This is a genomic window from Rhodococcus sp. Leaf233 (assembly GCF_001426165.1).
Classification (GTDB): Bacteria; Actinomycetota; Actinomycetes; order Mycobacteriales; family Mycobacteriaceae; genus Rhodococcoides; species Rhodococcoides fascians.
On sequence record NZ_LMRO01000011.1, the window covers coordinates 41,703 to 62,179 of the forward strand.

The 20,477-nt window shown below is 65.2% G+C and carries 20 protein-coding genes; 10 read left to right on the forward strand and 10 right to left on the reverse strand.

From position 1 onward, the window contains the following. Positions 1–26: 26 nt before the first annotated feature. Positions 27–1,523, reverse strand: a complete 1,497-nt coding sequence (locus tag ASH04_RS18370; protein WP_057474293.1) for a PucR family transcriptional regulator — start codon at positions 1,521–1,523, stop codon at positions 27–29. 129 nt (positions 1,524–1,652) lie between these two features. Between ASH04_RS18370 and gabT the strand changes: the two genes are divergently transcribed. Then, positions 1,653–3,017 (forward strand): 4-aminobutyrate--2-oxoglutarate transaminase, encoded by a 1,365-nt coding sequence (gene gabT, locus ASH04_RS18375; protein WP_032371094.1) that lies wholly within the window; start codon positions 1,653–1,655, stop codon positions 3,015–3,017. A gap of 1 nt (position 3,018) precedes the next feature. Continuing rightward, a complete protein-coding gene (locus tag ASH04_RS18380; RefSeq protein WP_057474202.1) occupies positions 3,019–4,470 on the forward strand; it encodes an NAD-dependent succinate-semialdehyde dehydrogenase in 1,452 nt (483 codons plus the stop codon). 93 nt (positions 4,471–4,563) lie between these two features. Here ASH04_RS18380 and ASH04_RS18385 read toward each other — a convergent pair whose 3' ends face one another. Both ASH04_RS18385 and ASH04_RS18390 read right to left on the reverse strand, forming a co-directional pair. Further along, entirely contained in the window at positions 4,564–5,592 is a 1,029-nt protein-coding gene (locus ASH04_RS18385) for a Glu/Leu/Phe/Val family dehydrogenase (protein WP_057474294.1), read from the reverse strand. Positions 5,593–5,875: 283 nt separating this feature from the next. Then, positions 5,876–6,355: an Lrp/AsnC family transcriptional regulator gene (locus tag ASH04_RS18390; RefSeq protein WP_027496234.1), complete on the reverse strand. Its 480-nt coding sequence runs from the start codon at positions 6,353–6,355 to the stop codon at positions 5,876–5,878. A 134-nt stretch (positions 6,356–6,489) separates the two neighbouring features. Here ASH04_RS18390 and pdhA point away from each other — a divergent pair, with 134 nt between their 5' ends. Genes pdhA through ASH04_RS18405 form a run of 3 tightly spaced genes read left to right on the forward strand, consistent with a single transcriptional unit; the run spans position 6,490 to position 9,926 of the window. Continuing rightward, a complete protein-coding gene (gene pdhA / locus ASH04_RS18395; protein ID WP_057474203.1) occupies positions 6,490–7,572 on the forward strand; it encodes a pyruvate dehydrogenase (acetyl-transferring) E1 component subunit alpha in 1,083 nt (360 codons plus the stop codon). Then, a complete protein-coding gene (locus ASH04_RS18400; RefSeq protein WP_057474205.1) occupies positions 7,569–8,573 on the forward strand; it encodes an alpha-ketoacid dehydrogenase subunit beta in 1,005 nt (334 codons plus the stop codon). The genes pdhA and ASH04_RS18400 overlap by 4 nt, the downstream gene beginning before the upstream one ends. A gap of 57 nt (positions 8,574–8,630) precedes the next feature. Next, a complete protein-coding gene (locus ASH04_RS18405; RefSeq protein ID WP_057474206.1) occupies positions 8,631–9,926 on the forward strand; it encodes a dihydrolipoamide acetyltransferase family protein in 1,296 nt (431 codons plus the stop codon). Between the two features lie 32 nt (positions 9,927–9,958). On the opposite strand, the gene ASH04_RS18410 is transcribed toward ASH04_RS18405, so the two are convergent. Further along, entirely contained in the window at positions 9,959–11,428 is a 1,470-nt protein-coding gene (locus ASH04_RS18410) for an MDR family MFS transporter (RefSeq protein ID WP_057474207.1), read from the reverse strand. A 110-nt stretch (positions 11,429–11,538) separates the two neighbouring features. On the opposite strand from ASH04_RS18410, the gene ASH04_RS18415 reads away from it, so the two are divergent. Beyond that, positions 11,539–12,186, forward strand: coding sequence for a TetR/AcrR family transcriptional regulator (locus ASH04_RS18415; RefSeq protein WP_235580043.1), 648 nt, complete (start codon positions 11,539–11,541; stop codon positions 12,184–12,186). A gap of 67 nt (positions 12,187–12,253) precedes the next feature. Here the strand turns inward: ASH04_RS18415 and ASH04_RS18420 are convergent, their stop codons facing one another. Together ASH04_RS18420 and ASH04_RS18425 are read right to left on the reverse strand one after the other, a co-directional pair. After that, entirely contained in the window at positions 12,254–13,396 is a 1,143-nt protein-coding gene (locus ASH04_RS18420) for an NAD(P)/FAD-dependent oxidoreductase (protein ID WP_057474296.1), read from the reverse strand. Then, on the reverse strand, positions 13,393–13,890 hold the full coding sequence (locus tag ASH04_RS18425; RefSeq protein WP_057474209.1) for an Lrp/AsnC family transcriptional regulator: 498 nt from the start codon (positions 13,888–13,890) through the stop codon (positions 13,393–13,395). Before ASH04_RS18425 ends, ASH04_RS18420 begins: the two co-directional genes overlap by 4 nt. Before the next feature lie 172 nt (positions 13,891–14,062). Here ASH04_RS18425 and ASH04_RS18430 point away from each other — a divergent pair, with 172 nt between their 5' ends. Both ASH04_RS18430 and ASH04_RS18435 read left to right on the forward strand, forming a co-directional pair. After that, positions 14,063–14,629, forward strand: coding sequence for an antibiotic biosynthesis monooxygenase (locus ASH04_RS18430; RefSeq protein ID WP_057474297.1), 567 nt, complete (start codon positions 14,063–14,065; stop codon positions 14,627–14,629). Between the two features lie 46 nt (positions 14,630–14,675). Beyond that, a complete protein-coding gene (locus ASH04_RS18435; RefSeq protein ID WP_057474210.1) occupies positions 14,676–15,200 on the forward strand; it encodes a peroxiredoxin in 525 nt (174 codons plus the stop codon). A gap of 3 nt (positions 15,201–15,203) precedes the next feature. On the opposite strand, the gene ASH04_RS27450 is transcribed toward ASH04_RS18435, so the two are convergent. After that, on the reverse strand, positions 15,204–15,326 hold the full coding sequence (locus tag ASH04_RS27450; protein WP_255032376.1) for a hypothetical protein: 123 nt from the start codon (positions 15,324–15,326) through the stop codon (positions 15,204–15,206). Positions 15,327–15,417: 91 nt separating this feature from the next. Here ASH04_RS27450 and ASH04_RS18440 point away from each other — a divergent pair, with 91 nt between their 5' ends. Further along, a complete protein-coding gene (locus ASH04_RS18440; RefSeq protein WP_057474211.1) occupies positions 15,418–16,536 on the forward strand; it encodes a class I SAM-dependent methyltransferase in 1,119 nt (372 codons plus the stop codon). 24 nt (positions 16,537–16,560) lie between these two features. Here the strand turns inward: ASH04_RS18440 and ASH04_RS18445 are convergent, their stop codons facing one another. Continuing rightward, a complete protein-coding gene (locus ASH04_RS18445; protein ID WP_027496244.1) occupies positions 16,561–16,986 on the reverse strand; it encodes a hypothetical protein in 426 nt (141 codons plus the stop codon). A gap of 197 nt (positions 16,987–17,183) precedes the next feature. Between ASH04_RS18445 and ASH04_RS18450 the strand changes: the two genes are divergently transcribed. Beyond that, positions 17,184–18,032 carry a Bax inhibitor-1/YccA family protein gene (locus ASH04_RS18450; protein ID WP_057474212.1) on the forward strand — a complete coding sequence of 283 codons (849 nt, stop codon included), beginning with the start codon at positions 17,184–17,186 and terminating at the stop codon, positions 18,030–18,032. Positions 18,033–18,096: 64 nt separating this feature from the next. Here ASH04_RS18450 and ASH04_RS18455 read toward each other — a convergent pair whose 3' ends face one another. Continuing rightward, positions 18,097–19,317, reverse strand: a complete 1,221-nt coding sequence (locus ASH04_RS18455) for an acetyl-CoA C-acetyltransferase (protein WP_032399669.1) — start codon at positions 19,315–19,317, stop codon at positions 18,097–18,099. Positions 19,318–19,389: 72 nt separating this feature from the next. After that, positions 19,390–20,403: an SGNH/GDSL hydrolase family protein gene (locus ASH04_RS18460; protein WP_032365669.1), complete on the reverse strand. Its 1,014-nt coding sequence runs from the start codon at positions 20,401–20,403 to the stop codon at positions 19,390–19,392. Positions 20,404–20,477 lie beyond the last annotated feature (74 nt).

Sequence of the window (20,477 nt, forward strand, 5' to 3'; positions counted from 1 at the left end):
CGAAATCCTGACACAGAGGGGCGCTCTCATGCCGCGAGTAGGGAGAGCAACAATTCCGCTCGCACCCGCGCCGACGTGAGATCCACCCCCAGCAATTCCTCGCATCGTGTGATGCGGTTGCGCAAGGTGTGACGATGCACCGACAGGTGGGCAGCTGCGGTTTCCCAGTGCCCGTTGGCCTCCAGGAACGCCCGAAGCGAACCCACCAGATCCGCGGTGTGAGTGCGGTCGTACTCGGCCAGGACGGCGATGGTGACGGCAGCCATGGCACGCAACGATTCCCGAACCGGTTCCGACGCCAGCAGCATCGACCCGGTGAAGTGGACGACCCGATCACCGGGACCGGCCGCCGCGCACGCGAGCCGCGCTTGTCTCAGCGCGGTGGGGGCCTCGGTGATGTGCATGTCGGTGCCGACCCCCGCACACACCGAACGGGGAAGAGAATTCATCAGCTGCGCAACGAAATTCGCGTCGCCGCCGGGTAGCAGCATCTCGGCGCCGTCGTCGGTGGACCTGACGAACGTCGGCCGTGCGTGGGCGCGGAACTGAGCATCGACGGCATCGGCGATGGAACCCGTCCGCCCCGTCGCGCCGCGGAGAACCACCACGGTGATGCGTGAGTCGTCGTCGGCCGCATCGGCGAGATAGCTCGGTACCTGCGTGTCACCGGGGGACAGGAGATGCCCGTCGAGGAGAAGTCCGAGCGCACGCGAGTTGAGGGCCGTCTGCTCCGCGCGCAGGCGCGCGGGCTTTTCCAGTTCGAGGGTTATCAGCGACACCGCATGCCCGAGCAATATCTGCTCGACTCCCGTCACGGGCCCCTTCGTGCGAATCGCGAGAAAGCTCGGCGCACTGGCGGTGATCGGTACCGAGTGCAGGCTCACGGTGCGGCCCGGCTCGCTCACCGACACCGTCGCGGGCGACGACGACGGACGGATACTGGCGGCAATCTCGCGGGCCTGCGCGATCAGATCCGCCGCGTCGACCGGATGGAACGACTCGGTGCGATGTCCGATGAGCGCGACGGAGGTGGACGTGGCGACTGCCAATTCGCGCACGATCGCGTCGACGCCGCCGTGCAGTGCGGCGCGGGTGATGCGGCTCTGTACCGACGCCGCCCGCAGGACTTCCTCGTACTCCTGCTCGGCGATGCGTGTGGTGACCGCCCGAATGACCGCGGCGAAAGGAGTGTCGTAGGGAACCTCGACGACGGGTAGCCCGACCTCGTCTGCCGCGTCGAGAAGTTCTCGTGGAATCACGCTGTGCGAGAGACCGGTTCCGAATCCGAGGCAGGCAACCCCTGCCGTTCGGAGGGTGCGGACGTACTGCGCGAGTGCGGGGCCGCCGGAGTCGAAGCCGAGACCTGTCGTGAGGATCAGCTCGCCGCCGGACAACCACGGACTCGGATCGGTGAGCTCGGTCGCCTGCGCGAAGGTGATGGCGGCACCGCTGCGTTCGGGCCCGCCGCGATGACTCAGCCGGAGGTCGCGTTGTCTCAACAACCAGGAAATCTGCACACTCACCTGTCGCACTGTAATCGTGCCTGACGAAATGGCGTGTGCTTCTGCACCTGAATGTACGTATCGGCAGTCTCCGGTCGACCCTCACGGTCGCATACTTGCTGCACAGAGACCAACCCGAAAGGTGCGACCATGGCTTCGATCGAATACCGACTTCCGCAGGAGCGCAGGATCGTCACCGCGTTCCCCGGCCCGAAATCGTCGGCTCTGGCCGAGCGCCGCAAGGCCGTCGTCGGTGCAGGCGTTGCATCGACGTTGCCGGTGTACGTGGCCGACGCGGACGGCGGCGTCGTGGTCGACGTCGACGGCAATTCGTTGATCGACCTCGGTGCCGGTATCGCCGTGACGACCGTGGGTGCGTCGAATCCGGCTGTCGTTGCCGCCGTGCAGGATCAGGTCGCTCACTTCACGCACACCTGTTTCATGATCGCGCCCTACGAGGGATACATCGCGGTCGCCGAGAAGTTGGCCGAACTCACCCCGGGAGATCACGACAAGCGCACCGTCCTGTTCAACAGTGGTGCCGAGGCCGTCGAGAACGCAGTCAAGATCGCCCGGCACGCCACCGGCCGCTCGGCCGTGGTCGTGTTCGACCACGCGTATCACGGCCGCACGAACCTGACGATGGCTCTGACCTCGAAGTCGATGCCGTACAAGAGTGGATTCGGGCCGTTCGCTCCCGAGGTCTATCGAGTTCCGATGTCGTACCCGTTCCGTGAAGGACTCGGTGCCGACGGATCGGCCGTCACCGGTGCACAAGCCGCCGCCCGTGCGATCTCCATGATCGAAAAGCAGGTCGGCGCAGACAATCTCGCGGCCATCCTGATCGAACCGATCCAGGGTGAGGGCGGCTTCGTGGTGCCGGCGGACGGCTTCCTGCCTGCGCTGACCGAGTGGGCGCGCAAGCACGACGTCGTGTTCATCGCCGACGAGGTGCAGTCCGGATTCACCCGCACCGGTGCCTGGTTCGCCAGCGAGCACGAGGGCATCGTGCCGGACCTGATCACCATGGCCAAGGGCATCGCGGGCGGTATGCCACTGGCCGCGGTGACGGGCCGGGCAGATCTGATCGACGCCGTGCATCCCGGTGGGCTCGGCGGCACCTACGGAGGCAATCCCGTCGCATGCGCCGCTGCGCTGGCGTCGATCGAGCAGATGGAGACCCTCGACCTCAACGCCCGCGCTCGCGACATCGAACGCATCGTCGTCGATCGGCTCACGGCGTTGATGCCGGAGGTGGGGATCATGGGTGAGGTTCGAGGCCGTGGGGCCATGCTTGCCGTCGAGCTCGTCGTACCGGGTGGACGTGAGCCGAACCCCGAGGCCACCAAAGCCGTTGCCGCTGCGGCACTCGCGGCAGGCGTGATCGTGTTGACGTGCGGAACCTACGGCAACGTCATCCGCCTGCTTCCGCCGCTGGTGATCTCCGACGAGTTGCTCGACGACGCACTCACGGTCCTCGAGAACGCACTGCGCGACGCTTCGAAGGGACTCTGACATGGCCGTCGAGCAGCTGTTGTCCTCGCTGCCCACCGACCTGTGGCTCGGGGGAAAGCAGACCCCCGCGCAGTCGGGCGCGCGATTCGCCGTCCTGAATCCCGCCACCGGTGAGGAACTGACCACCGTCGCCGACGCAGGCGCAGCCGACGGCATCGCGGCCCTCGATCTCGCTGCCGCGGCGCAACGTGAGTGGGCGGCAACGCCTGCACGGGAGCGAGCCGAGATTCTGCGGCGCGCCTTCGTCCTGTTGCAGGAACGTGCAGCCGATTTCGCTCTGCTGATGACCCTGGAAATGGGAAAGTCGTTGGCGGAGAGTCGCGGTGAAGTCAACTACGGCGGTGAATTCCTGCGCTGGTTCAGCGAGGAAGCGGTCCGAATCGGCGGCCGGTACACCCCTGCACCCGCCGGTAACGGCCGCATCCTGGTCACCAAGATGCCGGTCGGCCCGGTACTCGCGATCACTCCGTGGAATTTCCCGCTGGCCATGGGAACTCGCAAGATCGGTCCCGCGCTCGCAGCGGGTTGCACCGTCATCGTCAAGCCGGCTGAGGACACCCCACTGACGATGCTCCTGCTCGGCCAGGTGTTCGCCGACGCCGGATTGCCCAGCGGTGTGCTGTCGGTGCTCCCGGCCTCGGACGCTGCATCCGTCACCGGTCCGCTGATGGACGACCCCAGACTGAGAAAGGTCACCTTCACCGGATCGACCGGAGTGGGAAAGCTGCTGGTGCGCAATGCAGCCGACCGACTGCTCCGGACATCGATGGAGCTCGGTGGCAATGCGCCGTTCATCGTCTTCGAGGACGCGAACATCGATGCCGCCGTCGACGGAGCGATGCTGGCGAAGATGCGCAACGGCGGCGAGGCGTGCACTGCAGCAAACCGTCTGTACGTGGCCGAGCCCGTTCGCGAGGAATTCACCGAGAAGCTGACCGCGAGAATCGCAGCACTGACGGTCGGCCCCGGTGATCGCGACGGTACCGACATCGGACCACTCATCAACGACAAGCAGCGACGGACGGTGTCGGCACTCGTCGACGATGCCGTTGCCAAGGGCGCCCGCATCCGCACCGGCGGATCGGCACCCGACGGTCCCGGGTTCTTCTTCACACCCACTGTGCTCGACCGCATCCCGGCCGACGCAAACCTGTTGCGCGACGAGATCTTCGGGCCGGTTGCCGCCATCGTCGGATTCGAGACCGAGGACGAGGCCGTCGCCGCGGCCAACGACACCCGGTACGGATTGGTGGCCTATTTCTACACCGAGAGCCTCGATCGGGCTCTGCGGGTCTCGGCTGCTCTCGACACCGGCATGGTGGGGGTCAACCGGGGTGCCATCTCCGACGCCGCGGCCCCCTTCGGCGGTGTGAAGGAGTCGGGCTTCGGACGAGAGGGCGGCTCGGAAGGGATCGAGGAATACCTCGAGACCAAGTACATTGCGCTGCAGTAGACGGGCGCTGCAGTAGATCGCAGCGGTGCGCTCCACTCCTGAGCCTAGCGCGGTGCATGCGCTGCCGGGTGGAGCGCACCGGGCGTGCGGTCCCTATTCTCGGGCGGCCGCAATTCGCTTCTCGGCCAGCCGGTCCGCGGCTGCTCCGAGCAGGATCCCTTCACTGCGTGCCATGGCGAATATGCCGGCGACGGTAGTACGGATCTGTCCGATCGTTGCCATCACCTCGGCCGAATTTCGTCCGCGCAGTTCACCTTCCACCTGAATCAAGCCGCCGGCGTTGGCCACGTAGTCCGGTACCCAGACGATGCCCCGGGCGGCCAGCAGCGATTCGACGTCGGGCGTGAGCAGTTGATTGTTCGCGGCACCGCACACGATGGACGCCGACAGCCGGTCCACCGAGGACGCGTCGAGCGTTGCTCCCAAGGCGCACGGGGCGTACACATCGATGTCGGCCCCGATGATGTCGGTTCCGATCGTGACGCCGGGGAAGTCCTGGGCGATCCGTTCGAGGGCGGGTTCGTAGGAGTCGCTCACGAGCACGTCGGCACCCGCTCCGCGCAGGAGCGCCACCAGGTTGTAACCCACCTTGCCTGCGCCTTCGACACCTACTCGTCTGCCGGTCAGATCGTCGGAGCCCCAGGTCGATTCGGCTGCTGCCAGCAGGGAGAGATAGACCCCCAGGGCCGTCTGTGGACCGCTGTCGCCGGTGCCGCCCGCAGTGGTGTTCTTACCGACGACGTAGGCCGTTTCTTCGGCGACGATATCGAGGTCGTCGCTGTTGGTGCCGACGTCGCCTGCCGTGACGTACGTGCCGCCGAGCGATTCGACGAACCGGCCGTAGGCCTCGAGCAATGTCGGGGTCTTGATGACGGTCGGGTCGCCGATGATGACTGCCTTCCCGCCGCCCAAATCCACCCCTGCGACAGCCGCCTTGTAGGTCATCCCGCGGGAGAGTCTCAATACGTCGGTAACGGCGTCCTGCTCGGTTGCGTATGGGTAGAAGCGAGTTCCGCCGAGTGCCGGTCCCAGCACGGTCGAGTGAATCGCGACGATCGCGCGCAGACCGGTGTCTCGATCGTGGCAGAACACCACGCGCTCGTGCGCGGAGTCGGATGGCATGTCGGGCCGGTCGAAGACACCGGGTGCGGCCGGTGCCGAAGCCGAATTCGCGGTCTGGGCAACAGAAGAGCGATGTCGAGTGGGTGTGACGGCAGAGTGGTCGGCAACGACGGACACAGTCGGTCTCTTTCGGTCAGGGGATGGGAGCAGATGCAGCGGCTACCCGGATGTCTTGTCCGTCACAGGGTGTCGTGCACGACGCAGACCGGTCAACCGGCATCTCTCGGACCGTGCAGATTGCGTGATGCGGTCGGTATGGGCCCGACGGGGATGGTCGGGGTGCTCAGCGGCGGCCGTCGTCGGCGAGCTGTTCGAGCAACGGCTTGGTTCGGTACTGAATCAGCTCGGACATGGCAATCGACATGTTGGTCCGCTCGACGCCAGGAATGTCGAGGATCAGGCCTGCTATGCGGTACAGGTCGTCGGCGTCGACCGCCGCAATGCGGATGTGCATGTCCGCGGCGCCGGACAGACCGAACACCTCGAGTACTTCGGGGATCGTGCGGAGGTGTTCGGTGACCGCTGCCAACGTGTGCTGATTGACCTGAGCGGTCACGAAGGCCTGCAACGGACGTCCCAGCGACTTCGGCGGAATACGGTGATCGATGGGGGTGAGAGACCCCTTGTCGTCCCACCGCCCGAGGCGTGCCTGGACGGTGTTGCGGGACAGGCCCAACGTGGTGGCGAGTTCGACGCCGGTGGCTCGAGGCTTGGCGCAGAGGGCGAGGAGGAGTCGGGCGTCGGTCTTGTCGAGATCGGTCATTGCGCACTTCCTGTAGCTCGGTCGTTACCCGATATTGTGCACACTGCGTAATTCTGAAGTCATCACTTGTGCACGCTGGGCGTCGGTGGTGTGCTTGTGAAGGACATCACATCACGACGGAGAGTGCCACGGACATGAACACCACCTCGCTGATACAGCTGATCAAGGAATCCGGAACGGTGGTCCGCAACGAGGCGTATTCACCTCTGGTCGCGGACATCGACACGGCTGCGATGAAGGAGATCTATCGCGATCTCGTGGTCGTCCGGCGCATCGACGCCGAGGCCACCGCGCTGCAGCGGCAAGGCGAGTTGGGGCTGTGGGCTCCGTTGCTCGGACAGGAAGCGGCGCAGGTCGGCTCGGCCCGCGCACTAGACTCCGAGGACTTCGTGTTCGCCAGCTACCGCGAGCACGGGGTGGCTTACTGCCGCGGAGTCGATTCCACTCGGATGCTCCGTTTCTGGCGGGGATCGACCCTGTCGGGATGGGACCCGTACGAATATCGAATGACGACGCCGGCGATCATCGTCGGTTCGCAGGGTCTGCACGCGACCGGATACGCGATCGGCATGCAGCTCGAGGGTGCCGACGGCGCGGCCATCACCTACTTCGGAGACGGAGCGACCAGCCAGGGCGATATCTCGGAGGCTCTCGGGTTCGCGGCCAGTTTCCATGCACCGGTGGTGTTCTTCTGCCAGAACAACCAGTGGGCGATCTCCGAACCGGTCACCGTGCAGACCAAGTCCACGATCGCGGCACGCGGTGAGGGATTCGGCATCCCATCGGTACGGGTCGACGGAAACGACGTCCTCGCGGTGCTGGCCGTGACCAGAGCAGCGCTCGCCCGCGCCCGTGAGGGCAGCGGCCCGACGCTCATCGAAGCCGTCACCTACCGCATGGGGCCGCACACCACGTCCGACGATCCGACGAGGTATCGATCCGGGGCCATGGACGACGAGTGGCGTGCCAAGGATCCGATCGACCGAATCGAGAAGCTGCTCAGACGAATCGGCGTGTTCGACGACGAGTTCGTGGCATCGGTCCAGCGGACGGCGGACGACGTCGCCGCCGATCTGCGACGTGGATGCCTCGAGACCGTCGAACCCGCGGCGATGACGGTGTTCGACAACGTCTACGCCGACCCACACTCTCTGCTCGACGACGAGCGTGCCCAATTCGCCTCCTACCAAGCTGGATTCGAAGGAGTCACGTCATGACCACCCTGGAACGGCCCACCAGCCTGCCGCTCGGCAAAGCCATCAATGCCGGCCTGCGTCGCGCTATGGAGAACGACCCCAAGGTGTTGCTGATGGGCGAGGACATCGGCAAGCTCGGTGGCGTCTTCCGCATCACCGACGGCCTGCAGAAGGACTTCGGGCCCGGACGAGTACTGGACATGCCGCTGGCCGAATCGGGCATCATTGGTACCGCTGTGGGCCTGGCGATGCGCGGATTCCGTCCCGTGTGCGAGATCCAGTTCGACGGCTTCATCTACCCGGCGTTCGATCAGATCGTGTCGCAGGTGGCCAAGCTGCACTATCGCACGAGCGGAAATGTCAAGATCCCCATGACCATCCGGGTGCCCTACGGCGGCGGAATCGGTGCAGTGGAACATCATTCGGAATCGCCGGAGGGCTACTTCGCCCAGACCGCCGGACTGCGCGTGGTGACCTGCAGCAACGCCGCCGACGGCTACTCGATGATCCAGCAGGCCATTGCCAGCGACGATCCCGTGCTGTTCTTCGAACCCAAACGTCGATACTGGGAGAAGAGTCCGATCGACCTCGGCTTAGACGATCTCGACACCGCCTTCCCGCTGCACCGGGCGCGGGTGGTCACCGAGGGCACCGACATCACACTGGTGGCCTACGGACCGTTGGTGTCCACTGCCCGTAGGGCGGCCGAAGTTGCTGCACACGAGGGTATCTCGATCGAGGTCATCGATCTGCGGTCGCTGTCGCCGATCGACTTCGAGACCGTCGAAGCGTCGGTGCGCAAGACCGGACGGCTCGTCGTCACACACGAGGCACCGGTCTTCATGGGCCTCGGCTCGGAGATAGCCGCTCGCATCTCCGAGCGGTGTTTCTACAACCTCGAAGCTCCGGTGCTACGGGTCGGTGGATTCGGAACGCCGTACCCGGCGTCGAAGCTCGAGAAGTTCTATCTTCCCGACGTCGACCGGATCCTCGACGCAGTGGACCGCTGCCGTTCCCACTGAGCTGCCGTTTCGCCCCGATCACATCCTCCGCCGATACCGACCGAACAGGATTCGACGATGTCCACCATCAAGAGTTTTCCGCTGCCCGACCTGGGGGAGGGCCTCACCGAGGCCGACCTGTTGACCTGGCTCGTCGCGGTCGGTGACACCATCGAACTCAACCAGAACATCGCCGAAGTCGAGACGGCCAAGGCGGCGGTCGAGTTGCCTTCCCCGTTCGCCGGTGTGGTTGCTGCTCTGCATGTTTCCGAGGGCGACACGGTGGAGGTGGGAGTGCCGATCATCGACATCAGAGTCGGCGGTGAGGACGAACCGGTCGCTACCGATCCAGAGCAGTCCGTTTCCCCGATTCAGAACACGTCGTCCGGGGAGGACGAGGACGAGCGCGTCCCGGTGCTCGTGGGTTACGGCGTCGCGAAGGAAGGCTCGAGCCGACGCGGTGGCCGCGTCGACCCACCCGCGGCGTCCGCGCCGAACGAGCAGAATGGAAAGCCGCTTGCGGCCCCACCGGTACGAAAGATGGCCAAGGACAACGGCATCGATCTGAACGAGCTGCCCGCGAGTGGACGCCACGGCGACGTCACCCGTCAGGACGTGGAGTCGTACCTGCAGAGTGACACCGATGTGCAGCAGTCGGGATCCGGGCGGACCGGTCGAGAGGAGCGCACTCCGATCAAGGGTGTACGCAAGCACACCGCCGAGGCCATGGTGCGAAGTGCGTTCACTGCACCTCACGTCACCGAATTCGTGACCGTCGACGTGACCGAGACGCTCGAACTCCTCGAGTCGCTGCGGTCCTCCACACACTTCCGGGACGTGCGTCTGACACCGTTGGCTCTGGTGTCCAAAGCCGTTCTCGTCGCGCTGAAATCGAATCCGTCGCTGAACTCGAGCTGGGACGAGGTTGCGCTGGAGATCGTGACCAAGTACTACGTCAACCTCGGCATCGCGGCGGCGACACCCCGCGGATTGATGGTGCCCAACATCAAGAACGCACACGAGCTCTCTCTGGTGGACATCGCGCGTGCCCTGGCCGACCTGACGCGTATCGCGAAGGAGGGCAAGAGCAGTCCGGCCGATCTGGCCGACGGCACCATCACCATCACCAACGTGGGGGTGTTCGGAGTCGACGCAGGCACGCCGATCCTCAACCCGGGCGAGGCGGCCATCCTGTGCTTCGGGTCCATCCGTCGCACGCCATGGGAACACAACGGCGATATCGCGTTACGGTCGGTGACGACACTGTCGCTCTCGTTCGATCATCGACTGGTCGACGGCCAACAAGGGTCGGAATTCCTCGCCCTCGTCGGTCGTCTGCTGACTCACCCGATCGATCTGATCGCGCTCGGCTGACCGCGGCGGCGCGGTGTGAATGCCGCCGGGGTTCAGTGCACCGGTTGCGCCGACACGGCCTCGTCCCGATCGCTGCTTGCCTGTGCTCGAATGAAGAACGACGCAGCCACCGCGACCAGTGACACCGCCCCACCGCACAGGAATGCGGTGTGGATGCCTGCCTCGGAACCACCCACCTGCGTTGCCCCGTCGGAGATTCGGGCCGCTGCGGTGTTCGACATGACGGTGACGAACAACGCGGTTCCTGCGGCTCCGGCCAGCTGCTGCACGGTGTTGAAGATTGCGCTGCCGTGCGAGTACAGGCGGGTGGGAAGGGATCCGAGCGAGGAGGTCATCAGCGGAGTCATGATGAGCGCGAGCCCCGCCGAGAGCAGCATGTGGATACCGACGACCAGCGGTAGTGCCGACTGTGCATCCAGCACCGTCATCGACCACAACGCGGCGCTCACCACCATGGCTCCGGGAATGACCAACGGGCGCGGCCCGATTCGGTCGAAGATGCGGCCGACGAAGGGTGCGAGCAGACCCATCAGCAATCCGCCGGGCAGGAGCATCAGGCCGGTTGCGAGGGTGTCGAGTCCGTGCACGTTCTGCAGATACATCGGCAGGAGGATCAGGGCGCCGAACAGGGCCATCATCGAGATCGCGATCATGCCGAGTCCGATGCTGAAGGTGGGGGTGCGGAACGGACGCATGTCCAGCAGCGCGCCGCCGCGTTCCTGGCGGGCGATCTGCCGCAGCACGAAGACGACGAGTGCGATCACTCCCACCACCAACGGCAACCAGACCGGTACGACCGACTCCTCGGCAGAATGACCGAGGCTGCTCAGGCCGTAGACGATGCCGCCGAACGCCAAGGCGGACAACACGACCGACGTGGGATCGAACGAGGGCCGTCCCGTCTCGGTCACGTTCTTCACCAGTGTGGTTCCGATGCCGAACGCGACGAGCGCGATGGGAAGCACCAGCCAGAACATCCAACGCCAATTCAGCGAGTCGAGAATGACTCCGGAGATGGTGGGGCCGACGGCAGGTGCGACGGCGATGACGATGGAGATCACACCCATCATCGCGCCGCGCTTGTGGGCCGGGACGACGGTGAGCACTGTGGTCATGAGCAGCGGCAGCATGATCGCCGTCCCGCTGGCCTGCGTGATGCGGCCGAGCAGAAGCAGCTCGAAACCGGGTGCCGAGGCCGCGAGCAGGGTGCCGACGGTGAACAGGGTCATCGCTGTCACGAACACCTGACGCAGCGTGAAGCGTTGGAACAGGTAGCCGGTGACGGGAATGACCACCGCCATGGTCAGTAGGAATCCGGTGGTGAGCCACTGGGCCGTCGTTGCCGTGATCTCGAGGTCGACCATCAGGGTCGGGAGCGCCACGCTCATGATCGTCTCGTTGAGGATCATGACGAAGGCCGCGATGACCAATATGCCAATCAGTAGCTTGCTGCCCGGCGCGAGTTGCTCGTCGGGGGTGCGGTCGGTCTCGGGTGAACTCATGTGTCGACAAACTTTCGCGTATGGGATCGAAGCGTGCAATCGTATGTAGATAGGTTCAATCATTATGACAGTGACTGTCAACTTGACGATTGCTGGTAAGTTGACAGCGAATGACGACCGCAGTCGACGGATGGACGAGGATGAGCGAACGAGTGCCGGACCTGCGAGAGCGACGTCGCCGAGAGACTCGGCTCGAGATCACTCGCGCCGCACTCGAGCTGTTCGAGAAGCAGGGCTGCGCCGCGACCACGGTGGACGAGATCGCGCGCCGAGCGGGGGTGTCGTCCAGTACGTTCTTTCGCAGCTTCGCCTCGAAGGAGGAGTCCGTTCTCGGCATCGACCCTGATTTCGAGGTCGACTTCGACCAGTGGCTCGCCGCTACCGCGCCCGAGCACATCACGCTGCCTGGAATCGAAGCGTTGTACGAGCAGTCCGTCGAGCGACTGTCGACAGCGCCCGAGGAGGAACGCGACCGACTCCTACGCACTCGGCGACTGATCGGTATCGACGCGCATCTGCGGGCCGCAGCCTTCGCGGCCGACGCGATGACACTGTGCCGCGTCACCGATGCGGTGACCGAGCGCCTCGGCGACCACGAATCACGTTCGTATGCACGACTGTTGGTCGAAGGTGCCGGTATGGCCCTGCGCATCGCCTTCGACGACTGGGCGGTACGGGTCGACGGCGGGCAGGATGCAGACCTGCTGGACATCTATCGGACGACAGTGCGCGATCTGCGACGCGTCGTCGCCGGCTGACATCTCACGTCGTGAGTAGAACTTCGTAGCCCAGGTCGAGTTTCCGCGCACGTGGCGCGCAGCGCCTCTAGCCGAGGCGGCGGGGCGACAGATCCGCTTCGAGAAGGCCGCGCTCGGCCACGTCGGCCGGAACCGGTTCTCCGCGAACGACAGCCGCGCCCACCCGGGCCAGCGCCGCGCACGTCTGAATTCCGTAGCCGCCCTGCCCGGCGCACCAGAAGAAGCCCTCGAGCTCGGGGTCGAACCCGACCACCGGGGTGCGATCGGGAACGAAGCTGCGCAGTCCGGCCCAGGACGAACGAACGTGTCGCGCGGTCAGGGTGGTCACCTCGGCGATGTCGTCGAACGCCCGCGCGATCTCCAGCTCGTCCGGACGGGCATCGCTCGGTTCGACCGCCGTCTCGTCGGCCGGCGAACACAACAGTTGTGCGCCTTCGGGTTTGATGTAGAACTTCTCGTCGATGTCGCTCAGTGTCGCCAGATTCTCTGTGTCGAGATCGTCGGGTGCGGAAACCATGAAGACCGACCTGCGCTTGGGAACCAAGCCGATGTGGCGGGCCCCCGCCATCGCACCGACGACATCCGCCCAGGCCCCTGCCGCGTCCACGACCAGTGGAGCCCGATGAGTCGTCCCGTCCGAGGTGTGTACGTGCCACAGACCGTTCACGCGCTCGAGCTCGGTCACCGAGGCCTTGGTGTGGATCCGTCCGCCCCGCTGTCGCAGACCTCCGACGAAGCCCTGATGCAGAGCATGGACGTCGACCTCCATCGAATGCGGTTCGTACAGAGCACAATCGATCAGCTCGGGCCGTAGCGGTGGGAAGAATGTGCATGCGTCGGTGGGGGAGATCAGCTGCGCGTCGGGAGTGAGGCGACTGACGTCGGTGTACATCGCTTCGAGGGCATTGCCGCGTCCCGTGGCCGCGAATTGCAACAGTGGACGCGGAGTGAGCAAATCCGACCGGAAGCAGTCGGGTGGGTTCACCAGAAAGTCTCGGCTGGCGGTCGTCAAGGCGCGAATCGTGCTGTTGCCGTATGTCTCCAGAAACAGAGCCGCGGATCGACCGGTGGTGTGGAACGCCAGCGTGGACTCACGCTCGAGCAGCGTGACACGGCGGTCGCCGGCGAGTTCGTATGCGAGTGAGACACCGCCGATGCCGCCGCCGATGACAACGACGTCCGAGAGGGCGGGCTGTTCGGTGGCGCTCATGGATGTCTCCTGTTCGGCTTCGGCGTGAACCACTGCGCTCCGGGGCCGACTGCTTCGTCGAAGATCAGCCACGTCCGCGTCGAGAGTATCCCGTCCAGCCCTTGCAACTTGTCGAGTACCAGGTGTCGCAATGCCGAGTTGTCCGGAGCGCGCACGAGGACCAAGGCGTCGAAGTCGCCGCCCATCAGGCTGACGTGTTCGACGAAGGGGAACGTGCTGAGGTCGTCGGCGACAGCCCGCCAGGAATCTTGCCGAATCGACAGTGCGACATATGCGGATGCGCCGAATCCGGCCTTCTCGTACGCGATACGGGCGGTGAAACCCTCGATCACACCTTCGTCGACGAGGCGGTCGACGCGAACGTAGGCATGTGCGCGGGAAATGTGGGTGGCCTCGGCGAGGGCCCTCATCGACATGCGCCCGTCTCGGCTCAGTTCGGTGACGATCCGTCGGTCGACGTCGTCGACTTCGTACTCGGTCTCGCTCGGTGCCATACGTCCACTCCAGACCGATCGCGATGGAAGCTCGTGGACGAATAGTCACACAGCTAGCGTCAGTATGCCATCGGTCTGCAATCTGGTTCCTGATTTGATACTCGGTCCATTTCGACACAGTCTGTGTAGAACGCACCGACGACGAACCAGCGCAGGAGGGGACCCCATGGCCATGACCGACACGCTCGAGCATGTCACGACCTCGGTCGCACGACGCGTTCGCGAGGGACACGAGGCGGACTTCGTCGAATGGACCGACCGGGGCATCGACCTGGTGCGAACCTTCCCGGGCTTTCTTGGCGGAGGCTGGCTGCGCAGCTCGGCCGAATCCAGTGACTATCACGTGGTGTATCGATTCGAGACGCACGACCATCTCGAGGCGTGGTTGCGTTCGGAGGCGAGGCGCGATTGGCTCGGCCGTGGCCGAGCGATAGCGGACGACGTTGTGACACATCGGCTTTCCGGCGTGGAGGGATGGTTCGAGCCACAGTCGAACTTGACCGACGCCGTGCGCGTCGTGGGCGGTCCGCCGCCGCGGTGGAAGCAGGCCGTGTCCATCGGTGTTGCGTTCTATGCCGTCAGCCTGTTGGTGAACCTCGTGATCACTCCACATCTGACCCACCTGAACGTGGCCCTGCGGACTGCGGTCGTAGTGATGATGTGCACTCCGCTGATGGTGTACGTGGTGATGCCGTTCGTCACCGCACGACTGCGAAAGTGGCTCGTACCGCGCGGTTGACGGCCACGGCCCTGCTCGTTGCGAGCCGAGCGGTACCCTCTGCGTCATGCGAATCGGACAGACCGCCCCGGATTTCGAGCTGCCCGATCATTCCGGTGAACGTCGTGCGCTCACCGAGCTCACGGCGTCGGGGTCGGTGGTCCTGTTCTTCTATCCGGCTGCGAACAGTCCGATCTGCACGGCCGAGGCGTGCCATTTTCGGGATCTGGGAGCGGAGTTCGGCAGGTTCGGTGCGCAGCGAGTGGGGATCAGCACCGATACCCGAGACAAGAACCAACATTTCGCGCTGCAGAGGGCGTTCGACTTCCCGTTGCTCTCGGATTCCGACGGTGCGGTGGCCGAACAGTTCGGAGTGCGGCGCGGCGGGTGGTTCGCCCGCAGGCGTCGACTTCGGGATTTCGAGCGCGGCCACTCGAACGTGGCTCGTCGCAGTTATCTACGGCAGTTGTTGTCCGTGAAGCGGACGACGTTCGTGATCGATCGGCACCGAACGGTGCGGATGGTGGTGCAGAGCGAGCGCGGTCACGTACACGCGACCAAGGCGCTGGAGTACCTGCGGTATCTGTCGTGAGCGTCAGTCGTTGGCACCGCTGAAGAGGGCCGTGTAGACGGCGGGCTTGGTCGCTTCGGCCGAGGCATCGGTCGATGCGTCGTCGGGGTGGCTGAAGAGCGCCTCGTTCTTGTCTTTGTGTTCCATTCCCCGAGCATGCACCTCATCGGTCGCAATAGCCACTTGCCGCGCGGAACGACCGCGCTCGGCCGGTCGCGTTCGGTGGAATACTGCCCGGGTGTCCGATGAAACGTTGTTCGAAGCTCTGCGGCGTGAGCCCGATGCCGAGGCACCCAATCTGCATGCGGTCGACGCGGCAGATCGTCTGCTGCTCGATACCGTCGACGAACTGGGGGTCGACCGCACGGCACCGATTGCTGTGATCGGTGATCGCTACGGCGCTCTGACTCTGGGTGCGGCGGCCCTGGGGTTCACCGACGTGCGAGTGCACCAGGACGCTGTTACCGGCGTACGCGCTCTGGAGCTGAACGCGGCGCGTGTGTCGATGGTCGGCACGTACACCCACCACGGGCTGGGTGCGGAACTGCTCGACGGCGTCGGCACCGTGTTGATGCAGTTGCCGCGAGGTCTGGCCGAGCTCACCGAGATCGCCGAGCACATCGCGGCGCATGCGCTCCGGAACGTCGTCGTCCTGGCCGGCGGCCGGGACAAACACATGACGCCTGCGATGAACGACATCCTCGGGCGGTCGTTCGAGACCGTCACGGCGGGTCGGGGACGGCAGAAGGCGCGGGTACTGACCGCGACCGGGGCAGTGGCGTCGGAGATGACGTATCCGGTCGACAAACGAATCGACGACCTCGGCCTGACGGTCGTGGCTCACGGCGCGGTCTTCGCCGGGGCCGGCCTCGATATCGGGACGAGATTTCTACTGGGGTTCGTGCCGAAGATGGCACCTCGCGCAACCAACGCCGTCGATCTGGGGTGCGGCAGTGGAATTCTCGCGACCGAATTGGCTCGAACCAGGCCCGGTCTCGAGGTGATCGCGACGGACCGATCCGCCGCGGCCATCGCGTCGGCCGCTGCCACCGCCGAAGCGAACGGGACCACGATCTCGATGGTGGCCGACGACGCGATGTCGACGTTCGAGTCCCGGTCGGTCGACCTGATCGTCTGCAACCCGCCGTTCCACGAGGGCGCTGCGGTACACACAGGCGGGGCAGGCAAGTTGTTCGAGGCCGCCGGACGCGTGCTGCGGCCGGGCGGACAGCTGTGGACGGTGTTCAACACGCACCTGAACTATCGTCGGGCTCTCGCCGACGCCGTCGGGCCCACCGATCCGATGGGACGCAACACCAAGTTCACCGTCACTCGCTCGGTGCGCCCGAGCGAGTGACGGTGAAGACCAGATGCGAGAGCGTCAGGTGACGGGGCCGCCGTCTTCCGGGGTGCCGTCGATCTGGCCCCTGTCGCGCCCACGATCCTCGACGAGAGTCCCTTCGACGATCTCGGCCTGACGCTGGCCTTCCGCGTAATCGATGTCGGGATCCTCGTCGGACTCCTCGATGACGTGGTCGACCAGTTCTTCGGTCAGTTCGTCGTCCGGGGTCTCGGTGATCGGGCGGTCGAGATCCTCCTCGACGGCGATGTCGGGTTCTTCTTCGCTGAGCTTGAGGTCGAGGCTCTCGCCCTCGGCTGCTTCACGGGCGGTGGTGCCGAAACTGTTGGCTTCGCTCCAGTGGTCCGGGGGATCGACCACGGTGTCGCCGTCGTCGTTGCGCACCTCGTCGGAGTCGAGGCTTTCGCTTTGGTCCAAGGTCTGGTCGGGTCCGTCTTCGATTGCCATTTCCTCATAGTGCCCGTTTCGATTCGGTGTCACACACGCGGTCGTGGCTGCCTGTCGAGGGGCGACCCGGTAGAGTCCGTTTTGTCCGACGTAGAGGTTCTCGTCACGGGAACTTTTGTCCGGATGTCGAACGTTCTACTGATGACCGACGGGGAGATCCCCGGTGGGGATCAGAACTTACGAAGGGAAGAGACACGGTGCGCACCTCCAGCAACCCGGTGTTCCGCAACCTGCCCAAGCAGCAGGGCGGCGGATACGCCACATTCGGATCTGCGACGGCTGGAGCCTCGCAGGCCGCAACGTTCGGCCAACATCCCGGAACGCAGGCCGACCCGTACACCACGCAGCCCGCTCAGCGGGCCATGACGATCGACGACGTGGTCACCAAGACCGGCATCACCCTCGGTGTGCTCAGCGTCACGGCGATCATCTCGTACTTCCTGGTCTCGGGTAATCCGGGCTTGGCCATCCCCTTCGTGATCGGCGGCGGCCTCATCGGCTTCGGCTTGGTCATGTTCGCGACTTTCGGGCGCAAGATGGACAACAAGTTCATCGTCTTGGCCTACGCGGCAGCCGAAGGCGTTTTCCTCGGTGCGCTGTCGCTGATGTTCACCGACGTCTCGTTCGGCGGAGTCGGCGGATCGGCACTGATCGGCCAGGCCATCCTCGGCACGTTCGGCGTGTTCTTCGGCATGCTGATCGTCTACAAGACCGGCGCTATTCGCGTCACGCCGCGTCTGACTCGCATGATCGTCGGTGCCCTCATCGGTGTCGTCGTGCTCATGCTCGGCAACCTCGTCGCCAGCTTCTTCATGGACGGTGGATTCGGGCTGCGTGACGGCGGACCCATCGCCATCATCTTCAGCCTCGTCTGCATCGGCATTGCGGCGTTCAGCTTCCTGCTGGACTTCGACCAGGCCGATCAGCTGATCCGCGCACAGGCTCCGGAGAAGGCAGCCTGGGGCGTCGCCCTCGGTTTGACCATCACGTTGGTCTGGCTGTACGTCGAAATCCTGCGTCTGCTGAGCTACTTCCAGAACGACTAGTACTCACGCGAAAAGCCCCGCCCTCCGATTCGGAGGGCGGGGCTTTTTCGTTGTGCGTCTCGGATCAGCTGAGACGTTCGAGCACCATGGCCATGCCCATGCCGCCGCCGACGCACATGGTCTCGACGCCGAACGTCTTGTCGTGTGTCGTCAGGTTGTTCAGCAGAGTCGTGGTGATGCGGGCACCGGTCATGCCGAACGGGTGGCCGATCGCGATGGCACCGCCGGAGACGTTGAGCTTGTCCTCTTCGATGCCGAGGTCGCGTGCCGAGCCGAGGACCTGCACGGCGAAGGCCTCGTTGATCTCGAACAGGTCGATGTCGGAGATGGACATGCCCGCGATCTTCAGCGCCTTACGGGTGGCCTCGATCGGCCCCAGGCCCATGATCTCGGGAGACGTGCCGGTGACGCCGGTGGACACGATGCGAGCCAACGGGGTCAGGCCCAGCTCCTTGGCCTTGGTGTCGCTCATGATGACGAGCGCTGCTGCGCCGTCGTTGAGCGGGCATGCGTTACCGGCGGTGATGGTGCCGTTCGGACGGAAGACCGGCTTGAGCTGGCTGATCTTCTCGTACGTGGTGCCAGCGCGAGGGCCGTCGTCGGTGCTGACGACGGTGCCGTCGGGCAGGGTCACCGGGGTGATCTCCCGCTCGAAGAAGCCGGCGTTGATGGCCTCTTCGGCGCGGTTCTGGCTGCGGACGCCCCAGCGGTCCTGATCCTCACGGCTGATGCCGGTGAGCAGGGCGACGTTCTCGGCCGTCTGGCCCATCGCGATGTACGCGTCGGGCAGCTCACCGTTCTCGCGGGGATCGGTCCAGCTGTCCGCGCCCTCTTCCTGCGCCTTCTTGGTGCGGGCCTCGGCGTCGGCGAAGATCGGGTTGTGGCTCTCCGGCAGCGAATCCGAGCTGCCGTGGATGAAGCTGGACACGCTCTCGACACCAGCGGAGATGAACACGTCACCCTCGCCTGCCTTGATCGCGTGCAGCGCCATCCGGGTGGTCTGCAGCGAGGACGAACAGTAGCGCGTGATCGTCGTTCCGGGCAGTGAGTCGTAGCCGAGCTGAACCGCGACGATGCGGGCGAGGTTGTTGCCCTGCATCCCGCCGGGCAGGCCGCAGCCCAGGAGCAGGTCGTCGATGTCCTTCGGGTCGAGCGAGGGCACCTTGGCCAGCGCAGCGGCGACCATCTGAGCGGTGAGGTCGTCGGGACGAATGTCCTTGAGCGACCCCTTCATTGCCCTGCCGATGGGTGAGCGCGCGGTGGCGACGATGACTGCCTCTGGCATGAGATCTCCTTCGATATCGATACTGCTTATCTGCTCTGTTACCGCCGAGTAGGCGATGTCTCCTGATCGAACTTACAACCCCGCCGAACGGCCATCGCCACGACGTAGGAGATCCTCCGCCGCGCTGTCGATCTCGGCGTCGAGCTCGGCAGTTCTACGCCGGAGAAAGCGGTCCACTGCGGCGGTGGCGCGGGGGATGGCTCTGCGTGATTCGGCGGCGGCGGACACCGTCGGCAGTTCGGGCAGTGGACCGCCGTGCCAGACGCCGAGGGCCGAGGCGAGCACCGGCAGAATCTGTTGCGCGGCCAGCTCGTACCCCGCAGCGGACGGGTGGAAGCGGTCCGCCGAGAACATCGTGTCGGGGGCGGCCAGAAACTCGGGTGCCAGCAGATCCGCCAGGGCTACCGGATGCCCGCCGGCACCGAGAGTCCTGGCCGTCTGGGCATGGGCCAGCCGCCGACCCCAATTGCGGACGACGGTACGCAGAGGTTGCGGAATGGCCGTCACGACACCGAGATCGGGGCACGTTCCCACCGCGACGACGCAGCCCTTGGCCGTCAGTCGTTCGACTGCATCGCCCAGCCTGGCCGCTGATGCCGGAATGGAGAATTTCTTGGTGACGTCGTTCGCGCCGATGAAGATCACCGCGGCATCGGGCGGCGGGCCCGCGACGAACATGGCGTCGACCTGACCTTCGAGTCCTTTGGACGTGGCACCGGCAATTGCTTTGGTGCTCAAGCGGATTCGTTGACCAGTTTCCTCGGCCAACCCGCGGGCGAGCAGGACACCCGGGACCTCGTCGGCCACAGTGCAACCCACGCCTGCTGCGGTGGAGTCGCCGAAGATCATCAGATGAATATCTGCTGAACTTCCCATGCGCCACCGCTCGGGTGCCGCGCAGCCGGCGGTGTAAACCCCGTCGGCCTCGGGTGGCTTGGCAATGTTGCGTCCGATGACGCCGCGGGCCGCAGCGGCCTGCCCCATCAGATGTCGGTACGCGGCCCAGGACGCAGTCCCTGCTCCAGAGCCTGCAAGTACCGTCGCGGCGCTCGCTTTCGCGGCGGTACGCCATCCGCTCGCCGTCACAGATCGATCCCTCTCGTCGTGCCCCCGCACCATCGTATGCGGGTGTCGACAGCCGTGGCCGAGAGTCCGATACC

Excerpts from the sequence above, each read along its gene's own strand:
- ASH04_RS18405 (WP_057474206.1), top strand. The coding sequence starts at position 8,631 with ATGTCCACCATCAAGAGTTTTCCGCTGCCCGACCTGGGGGAGGGCCTC.
- ASH04_RS18415 (WP_235580043.1), top strand. The coding sequence starts at position 11,539 with ATGACGACCGCAGTCGACGGATGGACGAGGATGAGCGAACGAGTGCCG.
- ASH04_RS27450 (WP_255032376.1), bottom strand. The coding sequence starts at position 15,326 with ATGGAACACAAAGACAAGAACGAGGCGCTCTTCAGCCACCCCGACGAC.
- ASH04_RS18425 (WP_057474209.1), bottom strand. The coding sequence starts at position 13,890 with ATGGCACCGAGCGAGACCGAGTACGAAGTCGACGACGTCGACCGACGG.
- ASH04_RS18380 (WP_057474202.1), top strand. The coding sequence starts at position 3,019 with ATGGCCGTCGAGCAGCTGTTGTCCTCGCTGCCCACCGACCTGTGGCTC.
- ASH04_RS18410 (WP_057474207.1), bottom strand. The coding sequence starts at position 11,428 with ATGAGTTCACCCGAGACCGACCGCACCCCCGACGAGCAACTCGCGCCG.
- ASH04_RS18385 (WP_057474294.1), bottom strand. The coding sequence starts at position 5,592 with ATGCCATCCGACTCCGCGCACGAGCGCGTGGTGTTCTGCCACGATCGA.
- ASH04_RS18430 (WP_057474297.1), top strand. The coding sequence starts at position 14,063 with ATGACCGACACGCTCGAGCATGTCACGACCTCGGTCGCACGACGCGTT.
- ASH04_RS18455 (WP_032399669.1), bottom strand. The coding sequence starts at position 19,317 with ATGCCAGAGGCAGTCATCGTCGCCACCGCGCGCTCACCCATCGGCAGG.
- ASH04_RS18390 (WP_027496234.1), bottom strand. The coding sequence starts at position 6,355 with ATGACCGATCTCGACAAGACCGACGCCCGACTCCTCCTCGCCCTCTGC.
- ASH04_RS18445 (WP_027496244.1), bottom strand. The coding sequence starts at position 16,986 with ATGGCAATCGAAGACGGACCCGACCAGACCTTGGACCAAAGCGAAAGC.
- ASH04_RS18400 (WP_057474205.1), top strand. The coding sequence starts at position 7,569 with ATGACCACCCTGGAACGGCCCACCAGCCTGCCGCTCGGCAAAGCCATC.
- ASH04_RS18435 (WP_057474210.1), top strand. The coding sequence starts at position 14,676 with ATGCGAATCGGACAGACCGCCCCGGATTTCGAGCTGCCCGATCATTCC.
- gabT (WP_032371094.1), top strand. The coding sequence starts at position 1,653 with ATGGCTTCGATCGAATACCGACTTCCGCAGGAGCGCAGGATCGTCACC.
- ASH04_RS18420 (WP_057474296.1), bottom strand. The coding sequence starts at position 13,396 with ATGAGCGCCACCGAACAGCCCGCCCTCTCGGACGTCGTTGTCATCGGC.
- pdhA (WP_057474203.1), top strand. The coding sequence starts at position 6,490 with ATGAACACCACCTCGCTGATACAGCTGATCAAGGAATCCGGAACGGTG.